General features: G+C 64.1%; 14 protein-coding genes. 1 reads left to right on the top strand and 13 read right to left on the bottom strand.

Annotated elements, in window-relative coordinates; translation table 11 throughout:
* Positions 1-199 precede the first annotated feature (199 nt).
* The 3 genes from VFZ66_29135 to VFZ66_29125 all read right to left on the bottom strand — a co-directional run bounded on the left by VFZ66_29135 (position 200) and on the right by VFZ66_29125 (position 5,055).
* On the bottom strand, positions 200-2,230 hold the full coding sequence (locus VFZ66_29135) for a glycosyltransferase family A protein (protein HEX6293280.1): 2,031 nt from the start codon (positions 2,228-2,230) through the stop codon (positions 200-202).
* Positions 2,227-4,083, bottom strand: a complete 1,857-nt coding sequence (locus tag VFZ66_29130; GenBank protein HEX6293279.1) for a glycosyltransferase — start codon at positions 4,081-4,083, stop codon at positions 2,227-2,229. Before VFZ66_29130 ends, VFZ66_29135 begins: the two co-directional genes overlap by 4 nt.
* 300 nt (positions 4,084-4,383) lie before the next feature.
* Entirely contained in the window at positions 4,384-5,055 is a 672-nt protein-coding gene (locus VFZ66_29125) for a response regulator transcription factor (protein HEX6293278.1), read from the bottom strand.
* A gap of 479 nt (positions 5,056-5,534) precedes the next feature.
* Between VFZ66_29125 and VFZ66_29120 the strand changes: the two genes are divergently transcribed.
* A complete protein-coding gene (locus VFZ66_29120) occupies positions 5,535-6,641 on the top strand; it encodes a DNA topoisomerase IB (protein ID HEX6293277.1) in 1,107 nt (368 codons plus the stop codon).
* A gap of 80 nt (positions 6,642-6,721) precedes the next feature.
* Here VFZ66_29120 and VFZ66_29115 read toward each other — a convergent pair whose 3' ends face one another.
* From VFZ66_29115 to VFZ66_29070, 10 genes are all read right to left on the bottom strand, one after another.
* A complete protein-coding gene (locus VFZ66_29115; protein HEX6293276.1) occupies positions 6,722-7,462 on the bottom strand; it encodes an SDR family oxidoreductase in 741 nt (246 codons plus the stop codon).
* Between the two features lie 93 nt (positions 7,463-7,555).
* Positions 7,556-8,440 (bottom strand): glycosyltransferase family A protein, encoded by an 885-nt coding sequence (locus VFZ66_29110; GenBank protein HEX6293275.1) that lies wholly within the window; start codon positions 8,438-8,440, stop codon positions 7,556-7,558.
* 93 nt (positions 8,441-8,533) lie between these two features.
* On the bottom strand, positions 8,534-9,841 hold the full coding sequence (locus tag VFZ66_29105) for a glycosyltransferase (GenBank protein HEX6293274.1): 1,308 nt from the start codon (positions 9,839-9,841) through the stop codon (positions 8,534-8,536).
* Between the two features lie 86 nt (positions 9,842-9,927).
* A complete protein-coding gene (locus VFZ66_29100) occupies positions 9,928-10,872 on the bottom strand; it encodes a glycosyltransferase (protein HEX6293273.1) in 945 nt (314 codons plus the stop codon).
* 64 nt (positions 10,873-10,936) lie between these two features.
* Positions 10,937-12,145, bottom strand: coding sequence for a glycosyltransferase family 9 protein (locus VFZ66_29095; GenBank protein ID HEX6293272.1), 1,209 nt, complete (start codon positions 12,143-12,145; stop codon positions 10,937-10,939).
* Between the two features lie 128 nt (positions 12,146-12,273).
* Positions 12,274-13,356, bottom strand: a complete 1,083-nt coding sequence (locus VFZ66_29090) for a glycosyltransferase family 9 protein (GenBank protein HEX6293271.1) — start codon at positions 13,354-13,356, stop codon at positions 12,274-12,276.
* Positions 13,353-14,567, bottom strand: a complete 1,215-nt coding sequence (locus VFZ66_29085; GenBank protein ID HEX6293270.1) for a glycosyltransferase family 9 protein — start codon at positions 14,565-14,567, stop codon at positions 13,353-13,355. The genes VFZ66_29090 and VFZ66_29085 overlap by 4 nt, the downstream gene beginning before the upstream one ends.
* Positions 14,557-15,189: an HAD family hydrolase gene (locus VFZ66_29080; GenBank protein ID HEX6293269.1), complete on the bottom strand. Its 633-nt coding sequence runs from the start codon at positions 15,187-15,189 to the stop codon at positions 14,557-14,559. Before VFZ66_29080 ends, VFZ66_29085 begins: the two co-directional genes overlap by 11 nt.
* A 219-nt stretch (positions 15,190-15,408) precedes the next feature.
* Complete coding sequence (locus VFZ66_29075; protein ID HEX6293268.1) at positions 15,409-16,584, bottom strand: helix-turn-helix domain-containing protein; 1,176 nt, start codon at positions 16,582-16,584, stop codon at positions 15,409-15,411.
* A gap of 233 nt (positions 16,585-16,817) precedes the next feature.
* The coding region (locus tag VFZ66_29070; GenBank protein HEX6293267.1) for a CARDB domain-containing protein at positions 16,818-18,672 on the bottom strand (1,855 nt) is incomplete at its 5' end.

The raw sequence follows: 18,672 nt of genomic DNA, 5'->3' as shown, positions 1-18,672 counted from the left end.
CAGCACGCCCGCCTCATCGTCGCCGCCGGTCCCGCGCACAGATACGGGCTTGCCGCCGCGCTCCTCGGCCCATGTGCGGATCACCTTATGATCGGTCGTCGTCTTGCTGGAGCCAGCCATATGCTTCCCTCCTGCTACGTTTCCGCTGCATGGCGAGCAAACAATGTACCAGCGCTGCCAGGGGCCGGGGTCAGGAAGTTCAACGTTCAACATGCAACGTTTCGAGCTCAAGGCTCTCCTGTGTTCCATCGTGTGCCCAGAGGGCGCCCGTTCTTTGTTCTCCTGCTCCGCCGCGCCGCGCGATCATCTTGCGGAAGAAGGCAACCAGCCGATCGACGTGGTAATCGAAGGCGAAATGCTGACGCGCGAGCCGCATGTTGGTCGTGAGCTGAGCCAGCCGCGTGCGGTCGCGCAGTTGCTCGGCAAGATCGGCAAAATCGTGGAAGAAGACGCCGACATCGTAGCGCTGGGCAAGGCTCTGCACCGCGACGCGGCTGTGACGGTTGTCCTTCAAGATCCACGGCAGACCGGCGGCGGCGTAGGTGCCCAGGCGCGCGGGCAGATTTAGATCGTCCCAGTGGGCACGACGCAGATCGCCGCCGTTGTAGCTCTCGAAGACGTGGAACCACGCCGCGTCGTACTGCGACAGCTCGCGCACCCAGTCGGTCGGCGCGACGGTTGGATGCAGATGCATGTAGCCACTCGCCAGCCCGGCTCGCGTCCAGTTGGGATGCTGCTGCTGGAAATGCCGTCCGTAAAAATGGACGTGAATACCAGCGCGGGCGATGGCGTCGAAGGGATCGAGGCCCAGCGGACGACCCGGGCAGACCGTGTGGATCTTGCCGTCGCGCTCCGACAGCTTGGGCGTCCAGTCGTTGGTCATCCAGTCGGCCTTGGGCAGATCGCCGTCGAGGATCAGCATCGTAGCCGGATCGAGCAGGCCGTCGGTCGCAAGCTGGAACCACTCGAACGACTCCTGATCGATGAAGATCTGACCGTCGCTCTCCCGCAGCACCCGCAGCAGCGTCGGCCACAGACCATGCTCCTTGCAGATGAACGGCCCTTCCTTGAAGTGAAAGACCAGCGGAATATCGAGCCGCGCGTCGAGCACCGCGCGGATCAGATCGAGCGCCTGCCAGTTGAGCAGCGCGTAGATCACATCGGGCGCGACCTCACGCACTCGCTCGATCCAGCGTCGATCGTAGGGAATGTCCTCGATGTTGCCGTACGGATACGGCCCGACCGAGTCCCAGGGCTCAGGATCGGGCAGCCACAGCCCGTAGAGCTTGTGCCCGCGCTCCTCGAAGGCCAGGATGCGCTCAGGATTGAAGCCGAGCGATCCCACCAGCAGAATCTTGAGGCCATCGTGCGACGGCAGCTCGCGGCGCGTCGCAAAGCGGCCATAGACCGCGCGCTCGTCGATCTGCATGCCGCGCGACGGCTGCCAGTTCAGAAACACGCCCCGCCCGACCTGATAGGAGCTGCGGTAGCGCGCCAGGCCACCTGCGCGGCCCGCGATGATCTTGGTGCGCTGATCGGCGTGATCGGTCCACTCGCAGGTGATCTCGCCCGCGTATGCGAAGCGCGCTCCCCGCAGGAGCAGCGCCCGCCAGAAATCGGCCTCCAGCGTATCCGAGACGATCTCGGTGCGAATCGGCCAGCGCAGAGCGGACTCATGCGTCCGGCGATGCATCGCCTGCACCAGCGCCAGGATATTGCCGCTCGGCAGCCGCGCCTCGCGCCCTTGCGGCGCTCCGTTCGTCACCGGCTCGACATGCGCCAGCGTCTCAGCCTCGCGCCCGACCGGCTCGTCACCGCGCAGCGTGGGGCCGTAGAACTGGTAGCCCCAGCGCACGCCGCCGTAGGCCAGATACGTATCCGGCTGCGCGTCGAGCAGCGCGACCAGCCGCGCCAGGTGATCGGGATAGTACACGTCGTCCGACGGCAGGTAGGCCAGATACGTCGCCCGCGCGATCGTCGTGGCGATGTTGAGCGCCGCGCCGAGGCCCTGGTTGCGCTCCAGCCGATGATAGGCGATCCGCGCGTCGGCAAGATACGGCGCGAGCACCGCCTGCGTCTCGTCGGTCGAGCCGTCGTCGACGATCACCAGCTCCCAGTCGGCGAACGTCTGCGACAGGAGGCTCGCCAGCGCGCGGCGAATGAACGCGGCCTGATTATAGGTTGGCATCAGCACCGACACCCGTGGATTGGAGATCGACGATGTGGTCATGCTGGGCCTCGCTGTTCGATCACGCTGCGGAAAAAAGCGAGCAGACGGTCGGCGTGGGCGTCGAAACTGAACTGCTCGCGCTGCCGCCAGACGTTCTCGCGAAGCTGCGCCATGCGCGTCTCGTCGCGCAACTGCTCGCGCAACTGCGGGATCTCGCTGAAGAATACGCCGATGTCCAACTGCCGCGCCAGCGTTTGCGCCGCGACGATCGCGTCGGGGTTGTCGAGCTGGATCAGCGGCACTCCGGCGGCGACCAGCGTAGCGATCCGCGCGGGATAGTTCAGGTCGTCCCAGTTGGAGCGCCGCAGATCGCCCTGGTTCTCGCTCTTGAAGACATGAATCCAGCCGGCATCGTACTGCGAGAACTCGCTGACCCACTGCCGCTGATCGACGTTGGGATGCAGGTGCAGGTAGCCCTCGGCCACGCGCAGCGCCTTTTCGATCCACGAATGCCAGATGCCCTGCGTGAAGTCGCCGTAGAAATGAAGATGAATCCCCTGCTCGGCCAGCTCGCCGACGACCCACGGATGCAGCCCGATCGGTCGTCCGGGCACGACCGTGTGGATCTGCCCATCGGAGGCCGAGCGACGCGGCGAGCGCGCGGTCGTGAACCACTCGCGCTTCGGCAGATCGCCGTCAAGCACCAGCGCGGGCTGATCGCGCAGGCCCGGCACCACCGTGTAGAACCAGTCGCGCAGCTCAGGGCTGGAGTAGATCTGGCCGTCGGAGCGCGTTTGCAGATCGATCAGGTGCGACCAAAGACCTTTTTCGAGGCAGATGAACGGCCCCTCTTTGAAGTGCCAGACGAAAGGCACGCCCGGATTGTCGAGTAGCACCTGATGGCAAAACGCCACGGTCTGCCAGTTGAGCAGCGCGTAGATCACATCGGGCCGGATGCGTCTGACCGCATCGCGCCAGCCGTTAAGCGGCACGTCCTCGACATGCCCGAAGGGCAGCGGCCCGACCGTGTTAAACCAGGCCGGATCAGGCGTCCACAGGCCGTAGAGCCGGTGGCCGCGCTCCTCAAGCGCCAGAATCCGATCGGCGTTGTAGGCCAGCTCGCCCACCAGCAAGATCTTCAGCCCATCGGCGGCGGGCGGCGTGTCGGGCCGCTCCCGAAAGCGGCGGTAGTGCTCGATCTCGTCGATGTCGTTGCCGACCGAGGAGTGAAAGCGTAGCGGCTGGCTCACGTTGTAATAGACGCGGTAGGGATTGATCCCGCCGCAAAGCGTCTCGCGAATCAGCTTGTGCCGCTGCCGGGGATGATCGACCCACTCGCAGGATACACGCTCGGTCCCGACGAACGCGCCGCGCTCGCGGAGCCGCGACCACAACATACGCTCCAGGTCGTCGGTGACAAGCGAATCGCGCTCGACCCAGCGGTCGGCGGTGCGGCGATGCATCACCTGTACCAGTTGCAGCGAATACTCGTCGATCTGGCCGGTGGCCGTGCGGTTGTAGTGATGCCTGACGCCGGAGTAGGCCAGCGCCGCGTCGGGATGCTGCGCCAGACTATCCGCGAGCGCCATCAGATGATCGGCGTAGTACACATCGTCGGACGGCAGATAGGCGATCAGATCGGCACGCGCCAGGTCGAGCGCCTGATTCAAGGCCGCGCCCATGCCCCGATTGCGCTCCAGCCGGTGATAGCGGATGCGATCGTCGGTAAGATACGGGGCAACCAGCTCGCGTGTCGCATCGGTCGAGCCGTCGTCCACAATCACCAGCTCCCAGTCGGCCAGCGTTTGAGCACCCAAGCTATCGAGCGCACGGCGGATAAAGGCCGCCTGGTTATACGTCGGCATCAGGACGGATACACGCGGTGGCGCTGCGCGCAGATTGCGGCTGGACATGCTTTTCCCTTTCATGTGCTTGGCGAGTCGGCGGCATGCGGCTGATCCAAGGCTCCCGTAGCTCCAGATGCGCCGCTACTAGAAGATCGCTCTCTGGCAAGCGCAATGCCAGGAAGTACCCGTCGACTGATCGCGTGGGGCGGCCAGCGATCAAAAAAAGCACCCGCCGTGAGCGGATGCCGGTGTATGTCTCGGATCGTAGACGCACGGCAGTGCCGTGCCCTGGGGCGTATGCCATACGCCCCTACACACATATCTCAGATAACGTTTCAACCACAGTCAATACCCGCCGCGTACACCTCACACCCGTACATGCTGAGGCTTTTGCGCCTCCTGATCCGCGCTGAGCCCCGCACGCAGCGCCCATACCACCGCCTCGCAGCGCCTGCTGATGCCCAGCTTGCGGTACATGTTGTGGAGATGGTAGCGCACGGTCCGCTCGGTGATATTCAGCCGCAGCGCGATCTGCTGATCGGTCTTGCCCACCGCGACCATCTTGAGCACCTCGGTTTCGCGCTCGGTCAGCGGCGGTGGCTCGCCCTGCGCCGATTGCGGCTCATGCTGCGTCTCCTGAGCTGAGCTATCCGCGCCGCGCCAGCGATCTTCGCCAGTCATCACACGCCGGACCGCCTGAACGATCGTCTCGATCGACGCATGTTTGACCACATAATCATCCGCGCCGCTGGCGAGCAGCTCGCTCATTGCCTGCTCGGTGGGATAGGCGCTCAGCACCAGAATGCGCACCGAGCTGCCCATCTGCCGCAGCCGCCGCACGACTTCATCGCCACGCAGCCCCGGCATCTCGATGTCGAGCACCAGCACATCGGGCTTGAGATCGACCGCCCGTTGCAGGGCTTCTACGCCATCGCTGGCTTCGCCCACCACGGTAATTCCTGGCGTTCCAGTTAGGAGTTTATGTGTGCTAAACCGGACCAGCGGATGATCATCGGCGAGTAAGACTCGTATTGGCATCATCGTAGCGACCTCCCCTTGTAGCTACATGAGCACACGTGAATAGATGCTTGCTGCTCGTGTGACGCCGCAGCTAGAGACATTAAGCGCTTGTCACAGCGCTCCTGCTGAAGCCACGTCGCGGAAGCACCAGCCGTTATCAACATGCTTAAGCCGTTTGATCGATCGTAGAGGCAGGCCTGCCGGAGCGCCATTGAGGTCGCATGTCCGGCAGCATGATCAGGGCGTCATCGCCTGAAGCCCCTACGAGGTCAAGAATCCCCTCAATCTCTATAGATCCAAATAACCACCGGTTTATCAATTGGAAGTATCAAGATCGGACGTTTTGGCACCCGTGGAAGTAACGCGGGCTGAGCAGCAATGTTCAATTATAAACCATTTTTAACCAAATGTATAATACGCAATCTCCGGCGAATGTCAATAGTCGATTCAGGATTCGGCTGCATTCGATGGCACTCCGTTTGCTTTGCAACGCCGACATGACAGAGCGAGAATCTTCACAACCTGAGCTACCCGTGACGCTGATCACCGATCCGGTCCAATCGGCGAAGGCTGCGGGTCTGCGCTACGTCAGCGATGCCATGCCGGGCATTCGGCGCAAGCGTGCCGGGAAGCACTTCAGCTATATTGGCCTGGACGGCCAGCCGATTCGTGATCCCAAGGAGTTGCAGCGGATCAAATCGCTGGGCATTCCACCGGCCTACACCGACGTGTGGATCTGCCCGCTGCGCAACGGGCACATTCAGGCCACGGGACGAGACGCCAAGGGGCGCAAGCAGTACCGCTACCATCCGCGCTGGCGTGAGGTCCGCGACGAGACGAAATATGGGCGGATGCTCGCCTTTGGCGCGGCGCTGCCGACGATTCGCGAGCGTGTGGAGCAGGATCTTAAGCTGTCGGGCATGCCCCGCGAGAAGGTGCTGGCGACGGTGGTACGTCTGCTCGAGACAACGCTGATCCGCGTCGGCAATGACGAGTACGTCCGGCAAAACAAATCGTTCGGCCTGACGACGATGCGCGACCGGCATGTCGAGATCAAGGGCGCGACGGTGCGGTTTCGCTTTCGGGGCAAGAGCGGCAAAAACCACACGATCGCGCTGACCGACCGGCGGCTGGCGAAGATTGTGCAGCGCTGCCGCGATCTTCCCGGCTATGAGCTATTCCAGTATGTGGACGACAACGGGGAGCGCCAGACGATCGACTCGGCGGACGTGAACGAGTATCTGCGTGCGATCACCGGCCAGGATTTTACCGCGAAGGACTTTCGGACGTGGGCAGGGACGGTGCTGGCATCGCTGGCGCTTCAGGAGTGCGAGGCGTTCGAGAGCGAGACGCAGGCCAAGCGGAATATCACCCAGGCGATCACCCAGGTGGCCGAGCGGCTCGGCAACACGCCCTCGATCTGCCGTAAGTGCTACGTCCATCCCGCTGTGATCGACTCGTACCTCGACGGCACGATGATCGAGACGCTCCAGCAGCGCGTCGAGCAGGAGCTTGAAGATTCGGCGCATGGCCTCCAGCCCGCAGAGCGCACGGTGATCCGGCTGCTTCAGCACCGGCTGGAGCGCGAGCAGGCGCAGAGCTAACGCGGGGCTGAGAAATCAGCCCCGCGCTCGATGTTCCAAGTTCCGGGTTCTCCTTGGTTCTTGGTTCGACGCGCGGCACGCTACGGCCAGCTCGTCTCATGCAGCGGCGTGACCATCACCTCCTGCATCACCGATCCCACAGGCATGCGCACCGCAAAGACGATCGTCTCGGCGACATTGGCCGGATCTTGCAGCTTGTCCATGTCGGGCATCGGAATCCCCTGCTCCTCGAAGCGGTCGAAGAAGTGCGTGCGCATCCCGCCCGGCACGATCGTCGTCACGCGGATGTTGTCGGGACGGCCCTCGACGCCGAGCGCGCGGCCCAGGCCCACCAGGCCCCACTTCGAGGCGTGATACGCCGCCGCGTTGGCCCAGGCGCGCTTGGCCGCCGTCGAGGCGATATTGACGATGTGGCCCCACTGCTGGCGGCGCATGTGCGGCAGCGCCGCCTTCGCCATCAGGAACGGCCCGCGCAGATTGACCGCGATCACCTGATCCCACTGCTCGACGGTCATCTCGTCGACCGACAGCGTGTGATCGACGGCAGCGTTGTTGACGACCACATCCAGTCGGCCCCAGCGCTCGACCAGCGCGGCCACCGTCCGCGCGACCCCCTCGGCGTCGCTCACGTCGCAGGCCAGCGCCAGGCTATCGACATGCTGCGCCCGCAGATCGTCGGCCACGCGCTCGACGGCTGCTTGCCGCAGATCCACACATGCCACGTTGCACCCGGCCCGCGCGAAGGCCCGCGCGGTCGCTTCGCCTAGTCCGCTGCCAGCGCCCGTGACCAGGGCTACTTTTCCTTTGAGCGTCTCATCCATGGATTGAGCTCCTCATCTGCCATCTGCATGACAGATAATTATGTAAAGAAAGTCAATGAGTTTGACGATCGCGTCCCGCATTCGTAGCCCAACTTACGCTCCCATCGCGCGCTCAGCCGGGAGCGGCTCGACCGGACCGACCGGCTGTACGTCGTACTCGCGGATCAGATCGCCGAACAGCTCGATCGCGTTGCGCTCGCGATCCGTGATCGTGGTGGGCAGGCCCAGATGGTACGTGCCGCAGGGCAGGATGCCGCAGCCGCCGTACTTGCGGATCAACAAAAACTGCGCGACGACCTCTTCTCCGGCATGGGCCGGCGGCAACCGCTCCCACCACGAGAAACCGCCGACGCTCAGCAGCTTGGCGCGATCGTACAGCACATTCGCGCCGCCAATCCAGGCGATTTTGTAACGGATCATCTGTCCGTCCGGGCAGAGACGCTGCTCAAGATGCAGCGGATTGGCCGCGTTGTTCACGATATGCCGGTGCCAGACCAGCGGCAGCGTATCGGGCGCGAACGGTTCGGGACGCACCGGACCCGTCCATAGCTCGATGCCCTGCTGGTGCGGGCGAAGATCCGGCAGGAAATCGAGATTGACCGCAGGACAGCCCACAAAGCCGCAGCCCTCGGCCTGAAGCGTGGCGAGCATCCGGGCCATCACCGGCGGATCGAGCACTACGTCGTCGTCGAGGTAGTGGATGTACGCCGCCTGGCTCTGCTCCAGCAAAAAGTGGCGCTGCTCGGCCATGCCGCGCCGGGGCAGATGCCGATAGGTGCGCACGCGGTGTCCGCGCCACTCAAGCGCCTGGATCGCCGACCGCAGCTCGATCGTGTCGAGGTAGCTCTCGTCGGGCAGGCTTTGATCCGAGATCACCACGTCGAAATCGGTGAAGGTCTGGCCCAGCAGGCTGGTGAGCAGCATCGCCAGCGCCGTTTTACGACCACAGGTTGGAATCAGCACATCGACAAGCGCCATACTCTACGATCCCCTTCACCTGATACAAAATCACGGGGCCTGGTTCAGGTTTCAAGTTTCAAGTTTCAAGTTTCGAGTTTCAAGTTTCAAGTTTCAAGTTTCGAGTTTCCGGTGCTTGGTTCCTGGTGCCCTCTGAACGCTTAGCTCTTTGTTCTTTGTTCTTTGCTCCAGCAGCATCTCGTAGAGCGCGGCGGTGCGCTGCGCGACGACCGGCCAGGTGAACTCATGCTCTACCCGCAGGCGCGCGGCGCGGCCCATCTCGGCGCGCAGCTCCGGGCTGGTCAACAACTGCTCAAGCCGCTGAGCCAGCGCTTCGGGATCGCGCGGCGGCACCAGAAAGCCAGTCGTGCCATGCGCTACCGTGAAGGCAATCCCGCCGACCGCCGCGCCGATCACCGGACGACCGCAGGCCATCGCTTCGAGCGGCGTCAGGCCGTACGGCTCGTACCAGGGCGTTGTCACCATCACATCGCCCGCGCTATAGTAGTCGCGCAGCACATCCGGCTGGCGCTGGCCCGCAAAATGGAGCAGAGCGGCGATGCCCAACTCTGCCGCCAGTTGCCGCAACACCCCGATCTCTGGCGTCACCGCCGGATCGGGCTCCGCGCTCTCGCCGCCGACCAGCAGCAGCTTGATTGGCAGGTCTGTACGCCGCGCCAGCAGCGCCACGGCGCGCACGATGTTATGCGGATCTTTGCGCGGCAGCATCCGCCCGATGTAGGCGATCACGCAATCGCGCTCGCTCAGCCCAACCCGGCGGCGAGCCTCGGCCTGCGGCACCGGCCTGAAGCGCTCGACATTGACCGCCGACGGCACAATCGCCACCGTGCGCGGCTCCGCCCCGTAGTCGTCGATCAGCTCGGCGCGCTCGCTCGGACACTGCGCGATCAGCCGGTCGACGCGCCGCACCACGTCCAGCTCGACCTCGATGCGCTCCGGCGGGCTGGTATCGGCGCTGCCCTGGTGGCGGCGCTTGGTCTTGCCCATCGCATGGAAGATCTGGACCGCCGGAACGCCGAGCCGGTCGCGGAGATCGGCGGCGACCCAGCCCGACATCCAGAAGTTGCCGTGGATCAGATCGTAGTGGCCGCCATCACAAGCCATGAAGTCGAGCAGCGCATCACGAAACGCGGGCATCAGCGGCCAGAGATCATCCTTGGGCAGCACACGGGCCGCTCCCGCCAGAAGGTTGATCACGCGCACGCCGGGTGCCCACTCGATCACAGCGGGCGCGTCGGCGCTCTCGCGGCGGGTAAACACATCGACGGCATAGCCCAACTGGCCGAGGTTGCGGCTCAGCTCATCTACGTACACGTTCTGCCCGCCTGCGTCGGTGCTGCCCAGCAACGCGACCGGACTGGCATGCTCGCTAAGAAACGCGATGCGTATCGGTCGATTCATGGTTTTCTCTCCGGCTACCGCGACGGGCCAGCTTCGAGTTTCAAGTTTCAAGTTTCCGGCCTCGGCCCTTTGTTCTTTGTTCTTCCCTATCCCATCACTCGCGCAAAGGCCGCGTTCCAATCGCGGCTGAAGCGCTCAAGGCTAAAGCGCTCACGGGCGACCGCTCTCGCGTTTGCGCCGACGCGCCGCGCCTCGTCGGGATGCGCCAGCAGGCCGCGCATGTTTTCGATCAGCTCGTCGAGATCGCAGGAGACGTAGCCGCTGACGCCATGCTCGATCACCGTCGGCAATTCGGTCGTCGCCAGCGCCACCACAGGCATGCCGATCGTCATGCCCTCGATCACCGCAAGCGGCAGGCTGGTGTAGCGGATCGGGCTGAACATGAGGCGGTACTCGGCCACGCGGCGGTGCAGATCGCGGTAGGGAATATCGCCCAGGCCGCCAAACTCCTCGGTCTGCATGCCCGCCGCATCCAGCGGAACCGCCTCGCGAGTCTGCAAAAAGAGGTCGTATCCGGCGATGCGCGGACGCTTTTGCATGCCGTTGATCACCGTAATGCCGCGCTCGATCTGGCCGCGATAGACCGCCGAGGGATCGATCGCCACGCTGTGCTCGATGACCATCGTCGGCGTGCGACCGTTATCCCACATCAGGCGGTTGTAGTGCGTCACATGCACCAGCAGCACGTTCGGATCGTCGATCGGATGGCGCGTCGCGACTGGGTCCGGCCTGGGCGTGTTGTGCTCAAGATAGATCTTCGGCAGCCGTTGCTGCTCCTCGCTCAGGATCTCGAACTGGTCCTCAAGATAGTTCTTCGGCGTCTGATAGATGATCAGATCCAGATCGAGATCGCGAACCTGCTCGGCGGAAACCTCGCGCACATAGTCGGGCAGATCGAAGGTCGGGCCGCGTCCGCCGTAGCCTTCGGGCCGCCCCGGCTTGACCGGCAGATACCAGTCATGCTCGATCCGTCCCAGCGTGTTGAGGTAGCTGCCGTGAATATGCCAGATCAGAATTTTCAAACGCTGCATAGATCCTCTTTACGAGAGAACAGAGAACACAAACCGTTCAACGATGTCATCGTGTTCTTCTGCTCTATGAGCCGCGCATCAACGACTGAAGATCGGCCCTCGACTCATCCTGTCCCTGGTCTTTGAGTTCTCGAATCTTACGCCTGTGCTGCCATACTTTCGGCTCTCGGCTCGCGGAGCTTGGTTCTTGGTTCTCGGCTCGCGACTCTCGATGCTCTAGCGCCGCGACGCTGGCGTCCAGCACCGGCGCGACGGGCAGATATTGCAGCGCGGTCGATGGGTCGGCGTGGTGCCCGTCGAGCGCCAGCGCATCGATCACGTGATGGCGCTCGCGATCCAGCGGTGCCCACTCCTCGGGCCGCGACGGACCGAAGAGCACCACGCTGGGCGTGTTGGCCGCCGCAGCCAGATGCGACGCGCCGGTATCGTTGGTGATCAGCAGATCGAGATGGCCGATCAGCGCCGCAAAGGTACCCAGATCGGTCAACCCCGCCAGATCCCGCACCGGATGCCGCATCGCGCCCTGCACAGCGGCGGTGATATTGCGCTCGCCCGCGCTGCCGGTCAGCACAATCCGCGCGCCAAAGCGCTCGACCAGCGCATCGGCCACGGCGGCGAAGCGCTCCGGCGACCAGCGGCGGGCAGGATCTTTCGCGCCAGCATGGAGTCCAATCACCTGCCCGCTCCGGCTACCGTACAATGACGGCGCTGCGAGAAGCTCGATCGCCTGGCGCTCCTCGGCCTTTGTCACCGGAAACTCGGTGCGCAGATCGTCGGTGGGAGCGCCCAGCACCTCGACCAGCCGCAGCCAGCGCAGGATCTCGTGCTGGCGGGCCTCGTAGAGCAGGCTGAACGCCAGGCGATCGTCGGCGGCGGCGCGATAGCCCAGCGAGACGCGCGCGCCCAGCGCGGCGACAAAGCCGTTGCTGACCTCGCCAGTCCCATGCATCTGAAGCGCGAGATCATAGCCCGTGGCGTGCGCCTCGGCGAGAAACGCGCGCGTCTGCCTGGCGTTGTAGGGCACCTCGCGCACGCCCTCGTAGCCCGGAAAGGCGACAAAGCGATCCACATACGGCACGCGCCTGACGAAATCGGCGGCCCACGACAGCCCGATCAGCGTGATCTCGGCGTGTGGGTAGCGCCGCCGCAGGGCGCGGAGCGCGGGCACGGCACACAGCAAATCGCCCAGGAACAGCGCCCGAAAGATTGCGATCTTACGCACCGTCTCGGCACGAACGGCGAGCGGCGAGCTGGGTACTGCGCTATGTGACATCGATCGTTCTCCTCTCCGGGTTTCGAGTTCCAGGTGTCAAGTTCCAAGCTTCGAGCTTTGGGTTTTCCCTGGTTCTCGGCTCTTGGCTCTCCCTTTGTTCTCTTGTTCCGTTGTTCTTTTGTTCGCTGTCAGACCCCCACACCGCCGACCTCCGCTTCATTCGGTTCTTCTAGCAGCTCCAGCGACGCCGCCAGCGCCTCTTCGGGCGAGATGTCGAGGCACGGCTGGCCGATCGGGCACTCGAAGAGATAGCAGGGATGGCATGGCGTCGGGATGCGCAGCAGCCGGGAGCGCGTGAAGCGTGGCCGCCACTGCTCCTCGTAGTCGGTGCCGGAGTAGAGGCCGAGCACGGGCGTCATCAGCGCATCGGCCAGATGGAGCGGCAGCGTATTGCCGCAGATCACCAGCGCGGCCCGCTCGATCAGCGCCGCGTACTCCGAGAGCGTCGTGCCGCCGAGCAGACACGCAGCCTGCGGCGCGTACGCAAGCACCTGCTCGATCAGCGCCGCCTCACGCTCGACGCCCGTGACAAGCACCTGCCAGCCCTGCCGCATCAGCAGGTCGACGAGCTGGCCGGATCGCTCCGGCGGGTAGCGCCGCGCCCTGGCGCTCGCGCCGGGATGACACAGCACATAGGGCGCGTCGGGGTCGAGGCCAGCGCGGCGCAGCAGATTCGGCACCGCCGCCCGCGCCGCATCTGAGATCGACAGCGCCAGCCGCCGGTCGCTCGCCACAAAGCCCAGGTGCTCCACCAGCCGCAGATTGCGCTCGACCTGATGCAGCTCGTCGGGAGCGCCCCGCAGCTCGGTCGAGAGCGCCCTGCCGCCAAACTCCTTGCTCTCACCCGCGCGCAGCGGAATGCCCGCCAGGTAGCAGACATAGCCGGGCACGTGCGGCGTCTGGCTGAACGACGTAAAGATCAGCGCGGCGTCGAAGGCGCGCTCGGCCAGCAGATCGATCAGCGCGCGCTCACGAGCCGGATCGAACGGCAGATGTCCAAGATCCTGCCACAGCGTGCGCCACGGAATCACCTCATCGATCCAGGGCAGCAGGGGCGCTGCGGTCGCGCCGCCAGTGCTCGCCAGCAGCGTCAGCCTGGCGTGCGGCGACGTTTCTTTCACGGCTCGTAGGGCAGGCCCAAGCATCACCACATCGCCGATGTTGTCGGGACGGATCGCCAGGATATTGCGCGCCGCACGCCACTCGCTCATCGCCGCGCCCCTTCCGAAGAACCTAGCACTAACCCAGTATCCCGTGGCGCGGGCGAAGAAATGGTGGGTGATACTACCGCACCCCCCGCCTCGCGGCCCTTTGTTCTTTGTTCGTTGTTCCGCTGTTCTTCCAACAGTTCCTCCGCCGCTGTCAGCACCATGCCGGGCGTCACCAGCCGCAGGCACTCGTGGCCGTAGGGGCAGACGCGGCTGTAGCAGAGGCGACACGGCACCTCGTGGAACAACTGACGATGCGGCACGCGCCACGGCCCCCACTGCTCAGGCGGATTGGTCAGCGCAAAGAGCGCGACGACCGGCGTCTTGAGCGCGGCGGCGATATGCATCGGCCCGGTGTTGTTCGTCACCACCAGATCGGCGGCCTCGATCAGCGCGCAGAACGACGCAAAGGTCAGGGTGCCCGCCACTGGCAGCGCCGCGCCGCGCGTTTCGGGACGCATCCGCGCGTGGATTTGCTCGACCAGCTCGCGCTCGTCCGCCGCGCCGGTCAGCGCCACGGTCGCGCCCAGCCGCTCGACCAGCAGATCGGCGACTTCGGCGTACAGCTCCCAGGGATACGTGCGCGCGGGCATCGTGCAGCCGGGATGCAGCGCCACCAGCGGACGCGCAGACGCCGCCAGCGGCAGCGTCTCGTGCAGCCGCTGGCGGGCATTGGCGGGCACCCGCAGCACAAGATCGACCTCGTCGGTGTGCAGGCCGATCGCGCCGACCAGATCCAGGCCGCGCTCGACCTCGTGCAGCATGCGCTCAGGATGCCGATGGCGCGTCGTCAGCAGCGAGCCGGGACCGTCGATCGACGCGGCGTGCCGCAGCGGAATACCGGCCAGATAGCACTGATAGGCTGGAACCAGCGCGCACTGCCGGAACGATGTAAAGATGATCGCGCCGTCGAACTGCCGCTCCCTGAGCAGCGCGATCAGATCCAGCTCGCGGTCGGGATCGTGCGGCAGCTTCCGCCACGGGTCCATCTGCGGCGACTGATAGACGATCACATCGTCGATGTCGGGATTGAGCCGCCCGACCTGCGCGCCGATCGGGCTTGCCAGCAGCGTCAGCTCGGCGTTGGGCAGCGAGGACTTGATCGCGTGCAGCGCGGGCGTGGTGACAAGCACGTCGCCGAGGTTATCGAGGCGAACCGCCAGTACGCGCCGCGCCGCCTGCCAGGCCGGATCGATCTGCGAATCAGCGGGCATTGCGCACCTCCTCTGTGGGCTTCCAGCGCGGCGGCAGGTAGCTCAGATCGGCCATGGGACCAAGCCGCTCGATCGTCGCGATGATCGACAGCGCGTGAGCGGTATCGCGGGCAACGAAGTGCGGCTCGCGCAGTGGCAGCGTCGGCGGCTGCTCGGTGCCGATGTCCACCAGCACGGAGCGGCAGCCGGCACGTCTGCCCGCCTCCACATCGTCGAGGATGTCGCCCACGAACCACGAGCGCCGGAGATCCAGGCCCAGGTCGGCGGCGGCCCGCAGCAGCATGCCTGGCTGCGGCTTGCGGCAATCGCAGGCGATCGACAGATCGGGGATCGTGCCATCGGGATGGTGCGGGCAGTGATACACGCCATCGACACGCACGCCAAGCCGCGCCAGCTCGCTCCTGAGATGCTCATGCATCCGATCGAGATCGGCCTCGGTAAAATACCCGTGCGCCAGCCCGCCCTGATTGGTGATGACGATCAATCGAAAGCCTGCCGCCTGCAAGCGCCGCAGCCCAGCCTCGATGCCAGCGTAAAGCTGCAACTCTTCTGGCCGCGATGGATAATGGCGTGCATGCACAAGCGTCCCATCACGATCCAGAAACACAGCTCGCTCTCTCATCGGCGATACGCTCCTTTATTTTTGGCCCATGCCCAAAGGGCACCCGCATGGCACCCGCCTCTCCCGTTCCCTGTTCCTTTGATCGTTTATTCTGCACCCTCAACGACGGCGCGCAGCAGCAACCTGCCCTTATGCTACCCTTGTGCCAAGTTGGGTGGCATTGGGCAGGTGACTGAAGAACGAATTGCTACTGCATATCGCAGTTATGCAACTGCACAATTATGTGGCGTGAGTATTGAACGTGCGCAGGAGCAACGCCAGACGAATCTGGACCGCATGGTCGAAGCAGCGGGGGTCGAGGCCGGTCAGCGAGGCGATCTTATCGAGCCGGTAGCTCAGCGTGTTGCGATGGATCGACAGATCCTTGGCGGTCGATGACGGACAACAGTCGTGGGCAAAGAAGACATCGAGCGTTTCGAGCAGCTCAGGCTCGTGGTCGAGCGGGCTGAGCAGATGGGTCGCCAGATCGATCTTGGTGGCCTCGTCGGAGACGCCCACGAACGCCGCGATGCCCAGCGCATCCAGGCCATGCACGCCGTTCTGCCCGTGGAAGCGCCGTCCCAGCGACAGCGCCGCGCGCGCGTCCTGGTAGGAGCGCGCAAGACCGCGAATACCCGGATGGTAGCGCCCGATGCCAAGGTTAATCGACGCGCCGGTTTCGCTTTGAAGCCGCTTCAGCAGCTCGCTACCCGCGCGGCGCAGCGCTGTCAGGTTAGCCCAAGAGGCGCTCTCTACGGGATCGCTGTCGGCCCAGGTGACGAGATTTTTGGTATTGCTGGCTTTGAGCACCGCGACCTCGCCGTCGCCGATGTAGGCGCAGATCGTATCGTTGGGCAGATGGAAGAAGCTGACCACGGTGCCGATCACAAGCTGCGTGCGTCGGCGGATCTGCGCGTCGGTTTCGATGCGCGTCGAGTCGCTGGACGAGAGAATATACTCCGCCGCATCGATCAGGATCACCGCGCGCGGCGGCGTGAGATCCATGCCCAGCAGCCGCGACTCGCGCAGGATCGCGTCCTCGTCGTCGATCAGGCCATGCAGCAGGTTATAGATAAAATTATTCTTCAGCTCGTGCTGGTTGGGCAGCCGATCGACGACGGCGGTCTGATTGAGCACCAGCTCGACCAGCACTTGCGCCAGACGCGGCGAGATCACCTCATCGCTGCGCGGCTCGCCGACGATCACCTCGCCCATGCGTCCATCCAGCCGAAACGGAACGCGCACGGCATGCTCCACTGGCTCTTGCGCGGTACGCTCAAGCGGCAGGCCGATCAGATTTGGCTCGCTGCTGGATATGACAAGGCCGCGAGCGTCAACGACGGAGATCGGCGCGTGGAGCAGCTCCGAAACCCGATCGGTGACAGCCTCGGCGACCCGCTCGAATTGCGTGGTCATAATCGCCAAGGATGACTCCTTTATAGCGCTACGTCGCGGGGAACGTCAGATATTAACCCGTATGTTGCTTCGGTTTCTACAGTGCGGTTTGAACGCGATACATTCCAGGAATCGAACAGCGGAGCAAGTTCTGTGCCATGTGAACGCTGCCTGAAACATGCGACCATGAACAGCGATAGGAGCGTATCGCGATACGCTCCTATCGAATCATCATCGTGCCACGCTGAGCCGCGCTAACGGATCACCGGCTCTTTTTTAGTCTTTGTTGCGACATTGTTTGTTTCATCAGACTCCCTGATCGTACTGCCGGAGTCGACTGTCACCACAACCGTACAGTCGGGATTGTAGCAGTTGCCGCCGGGTCCGAGCGTATCCGTGAAGGTATCGCGTTGGCCCGCTGCCAGACCAGGCACGACAATCGTTCGCGACGGAGCCGCATCAGCTTCGATCAATATCGAAAACTTATCTGTCACGTTGGCGGCACTAGCGTTCGTGACGCTAAAGGTGATGGTCACGAAGCAGGAAAACGACTGGCCGTTAGGAACGCAGGCGATCTCTGGCGATCGCGTGGCGATCGCGACCGCGAGATCAGGCGTGGCCGGTGCTGCGACGATCAGCCGCGTATCAAGCGACGAGCTGGCCGAGCTTGCCGTGATCGGGACTACAGTATCCTGCGACACCGGCTGTGTCTCCACCGTGAATGATACGCTCGCCGCTCCTGCGGGCACGCTGACAGTCGTCGGGACCACGGCTGCCGGATTGAAGCTCTTGAGCGTGATAGTAACCCCGCCCGCCGCCGCATCTCTGCTCAGCGCGATCGTCGCGGTGGTCGCTGTGCCGCCGACAACCCGGTTCGATTCGAGCTTAAGCGCGGTCAGCTGCGGCGGAGCCAGCACCGTCAGGTTTGCGCTCTCCAATTCAAACCCGTCCGCCGCCATGATCTCGACGATCGTGTCCTGACGGACAAGGCTGGTCGAAAGCTCAAACGTCGCGCTGCTTGTGCCCTCCAGCACCGTCACGGTCGACGGCACAGCGACGATCTGCGGCTCCAAACTGCTCAAACCGATCTCGATCCCGCCTGCCAGAGCAGGGCCGCTCAGCGTCACCTCGCCGATGGTTGGGCTGCCGCTCTCGACGACATCGGGCTTGATCGCTAACGCTGTCAGGCCGGGCGGCAAGGGCGTCAGTGTCGGCGTCGGCGTCAGTGTCGGCGTCGGCGTCGGCGTCAGTGTCGGCGTCGGTGTCAGTGTCGGCGTCGGCGTCAGTGTCGGTGTCAGTGTCGGCGTCGATGCTGGCGTAGCTGTCGGTGTGGATGTCGGCGGGATCGATGTCGCGCTCGGCACCAGCGTGGGCGTCGGCACAGCGGTTGGCGTGAGCGTGGGCGTGGGTGTTGGCGTGGGCGTTGATGGGCATACCGTATCGTCGCGGACATTCTCGGTCAGCTCACGAACCAGTGGGAAGCGCGCTGGAACATGTACATGACAGGCCGGAAAAGGCCCTACCGGCGCGCCATTTCCCTCGACCCAGGTCTGCTGTCCAGGCGGTACGGATACCTGACCGCCTGCGCTCCTGACACGCACCTCACCTTCCCACACAATCACCCAGGTTGTGCGGGTCGGCGGATCGTAGTACACCAGGAACTCGGTCCCAATCGCCTCGACGATCGCCGAATCTGTCACGACCCGCACCCGTCCTGCCACTTGCTTGACCGGATCAACCGTATTGACCGTCGTGCCGAATGCCAGCCAGTAGCTCTCAATTGCGCTGGCTGAGGGATCAGGCCCACTCTCAATGCGTAGCTCCAGACTCGAGTTACGGAAAATTTGCACGCTCAGGAAATCTGGGAATTTGAGCCTGGCACGGCCCCTATCATCGACATCGATCGCATCGCCACGCCGCACCTCACGCTCCGTATCCACCGGAATATCCGCCCGCTCGCCACCTTCTGGGCGCAGACCAACAGCGCTCTCTTCGGTTGTCAACCTTGCCTGGAGCGGCCCTGCCGGGCAGCTATTGGTCCAGCTGCAAGGCAGAAAACGAAGCAGCGCAAGGATCAACAGAGCGCCTAGAATCAGAAGCGCAAGGAGT

The sequence above is a fragment of the Herpetosiphonaceae bacterium genome, from assembly GCA_036374795.1.
In the GTDB taxonomy this organism is placed as follows: domain Bacteria; phylum Chloroflexota; class Chloroflexia; order Chloroflexales; family Kallotenuaceae; genus LB3-1.
This window is presented reverse-complemented; position numbering and strand designations above follow the sequence as displayed.

Excerpts from the sequence above, each read along its gene's own strand:
- VFZ66_29135 (HEX6293280.1), bottom strand. The coding sequence starts at position 2,230 with ATGACCACATCGTCGATCTCCAATCCACGGGTGTCGGTGCTGATGCCA.
- VFZ66_29130 (HEX6293279.1), bottom strand. The coding sequence starts at position 4,083 with ATGTCCAGCCGCAATCTGCGCGCAGCGCCACCGCGTGTATCCGTCCTG.
- VFZ66_29125 (HEX6293278.1), bottom strand. The coding sequence starts at position 5,055 with ATGCCAATACGAGTCTTACTCGCCGATGATCATCCGCTGGTCCGGTTT.
- VFZ66_29120 (HEX6293277.1), top strand. The coding sequence starts at position 5,535 with ATGACAGAGCGAGAATCTTCACAACCTGAGCTACCCGTGACGCTGATC.
- VFZ66_29115 (HEX6293276.1), bottom strand. The coding sequence starts at position 7,462 with ATGGATGAGACGCTCAAAGGAAAAGTAGCCCTGGTCACGGGCGCTGGC.
- VFZ66_29110 (HEX6293275.1), bottom strand. The coding sequence starts at position 8,440 with ATGGCGCTTGTCGATGTGCTGATTCCAACCTGTGGTCGTAAAACGGCG.
- VFZ66_29105 (HEX6293274.1), bottom strand. The coding sequence starts at position 9,841 with ATGAATCGACCGATACGCATCGCGTTTCTTAGCGAGCATGCCAGTCCG.
- VFZ66_29100 (HEX6293273.1), bottom strand. The coding sequence starts at position 10,872 with ATGCAGCGTTTGAAAATTCTGATCTGGCATATTCACGGCAGCTACCTC.
- VFZ66_29095 (HEX6293272.1), bottom strand. The coding sequence starts at position 12,145 with ATGTCACATAGCGCAGTACCCAGCTCGCCGCTCGCCGTTCGTGCCGAG.
- VFZ66_29090 (HEX6293271.1), bottom strand. The coding sequence starts at position 13,356 with ATGAGCGAGTGGCGTGCGGCGCGCAATATCCTGGCGATCCGTCCCGAC.
- VFZ66_29085 (HEX6293270.1), bottom strand. The coding sequence starts at position 14,567 with ATGCCCGCTGATTCGCAGATCGATCCGGCCTGGCAGGCGGCGCGGCGC.
- VFZ66_29080 (HEX6293269.1), bottom strand. The coding sequence starts at position 15,189 with ATGAGAGAGCGAGCTGTGTTTCTGGATCGTGATGGGACGCTTGTGCAT.
- VFZ66_29075 (HEX6293268.1), bottom strand. The coding sequence starts at position 16,584 with ATGACCACGCAATTCGAGCGGGTCGCCGAGGCTGTCACCGATCGGGTT.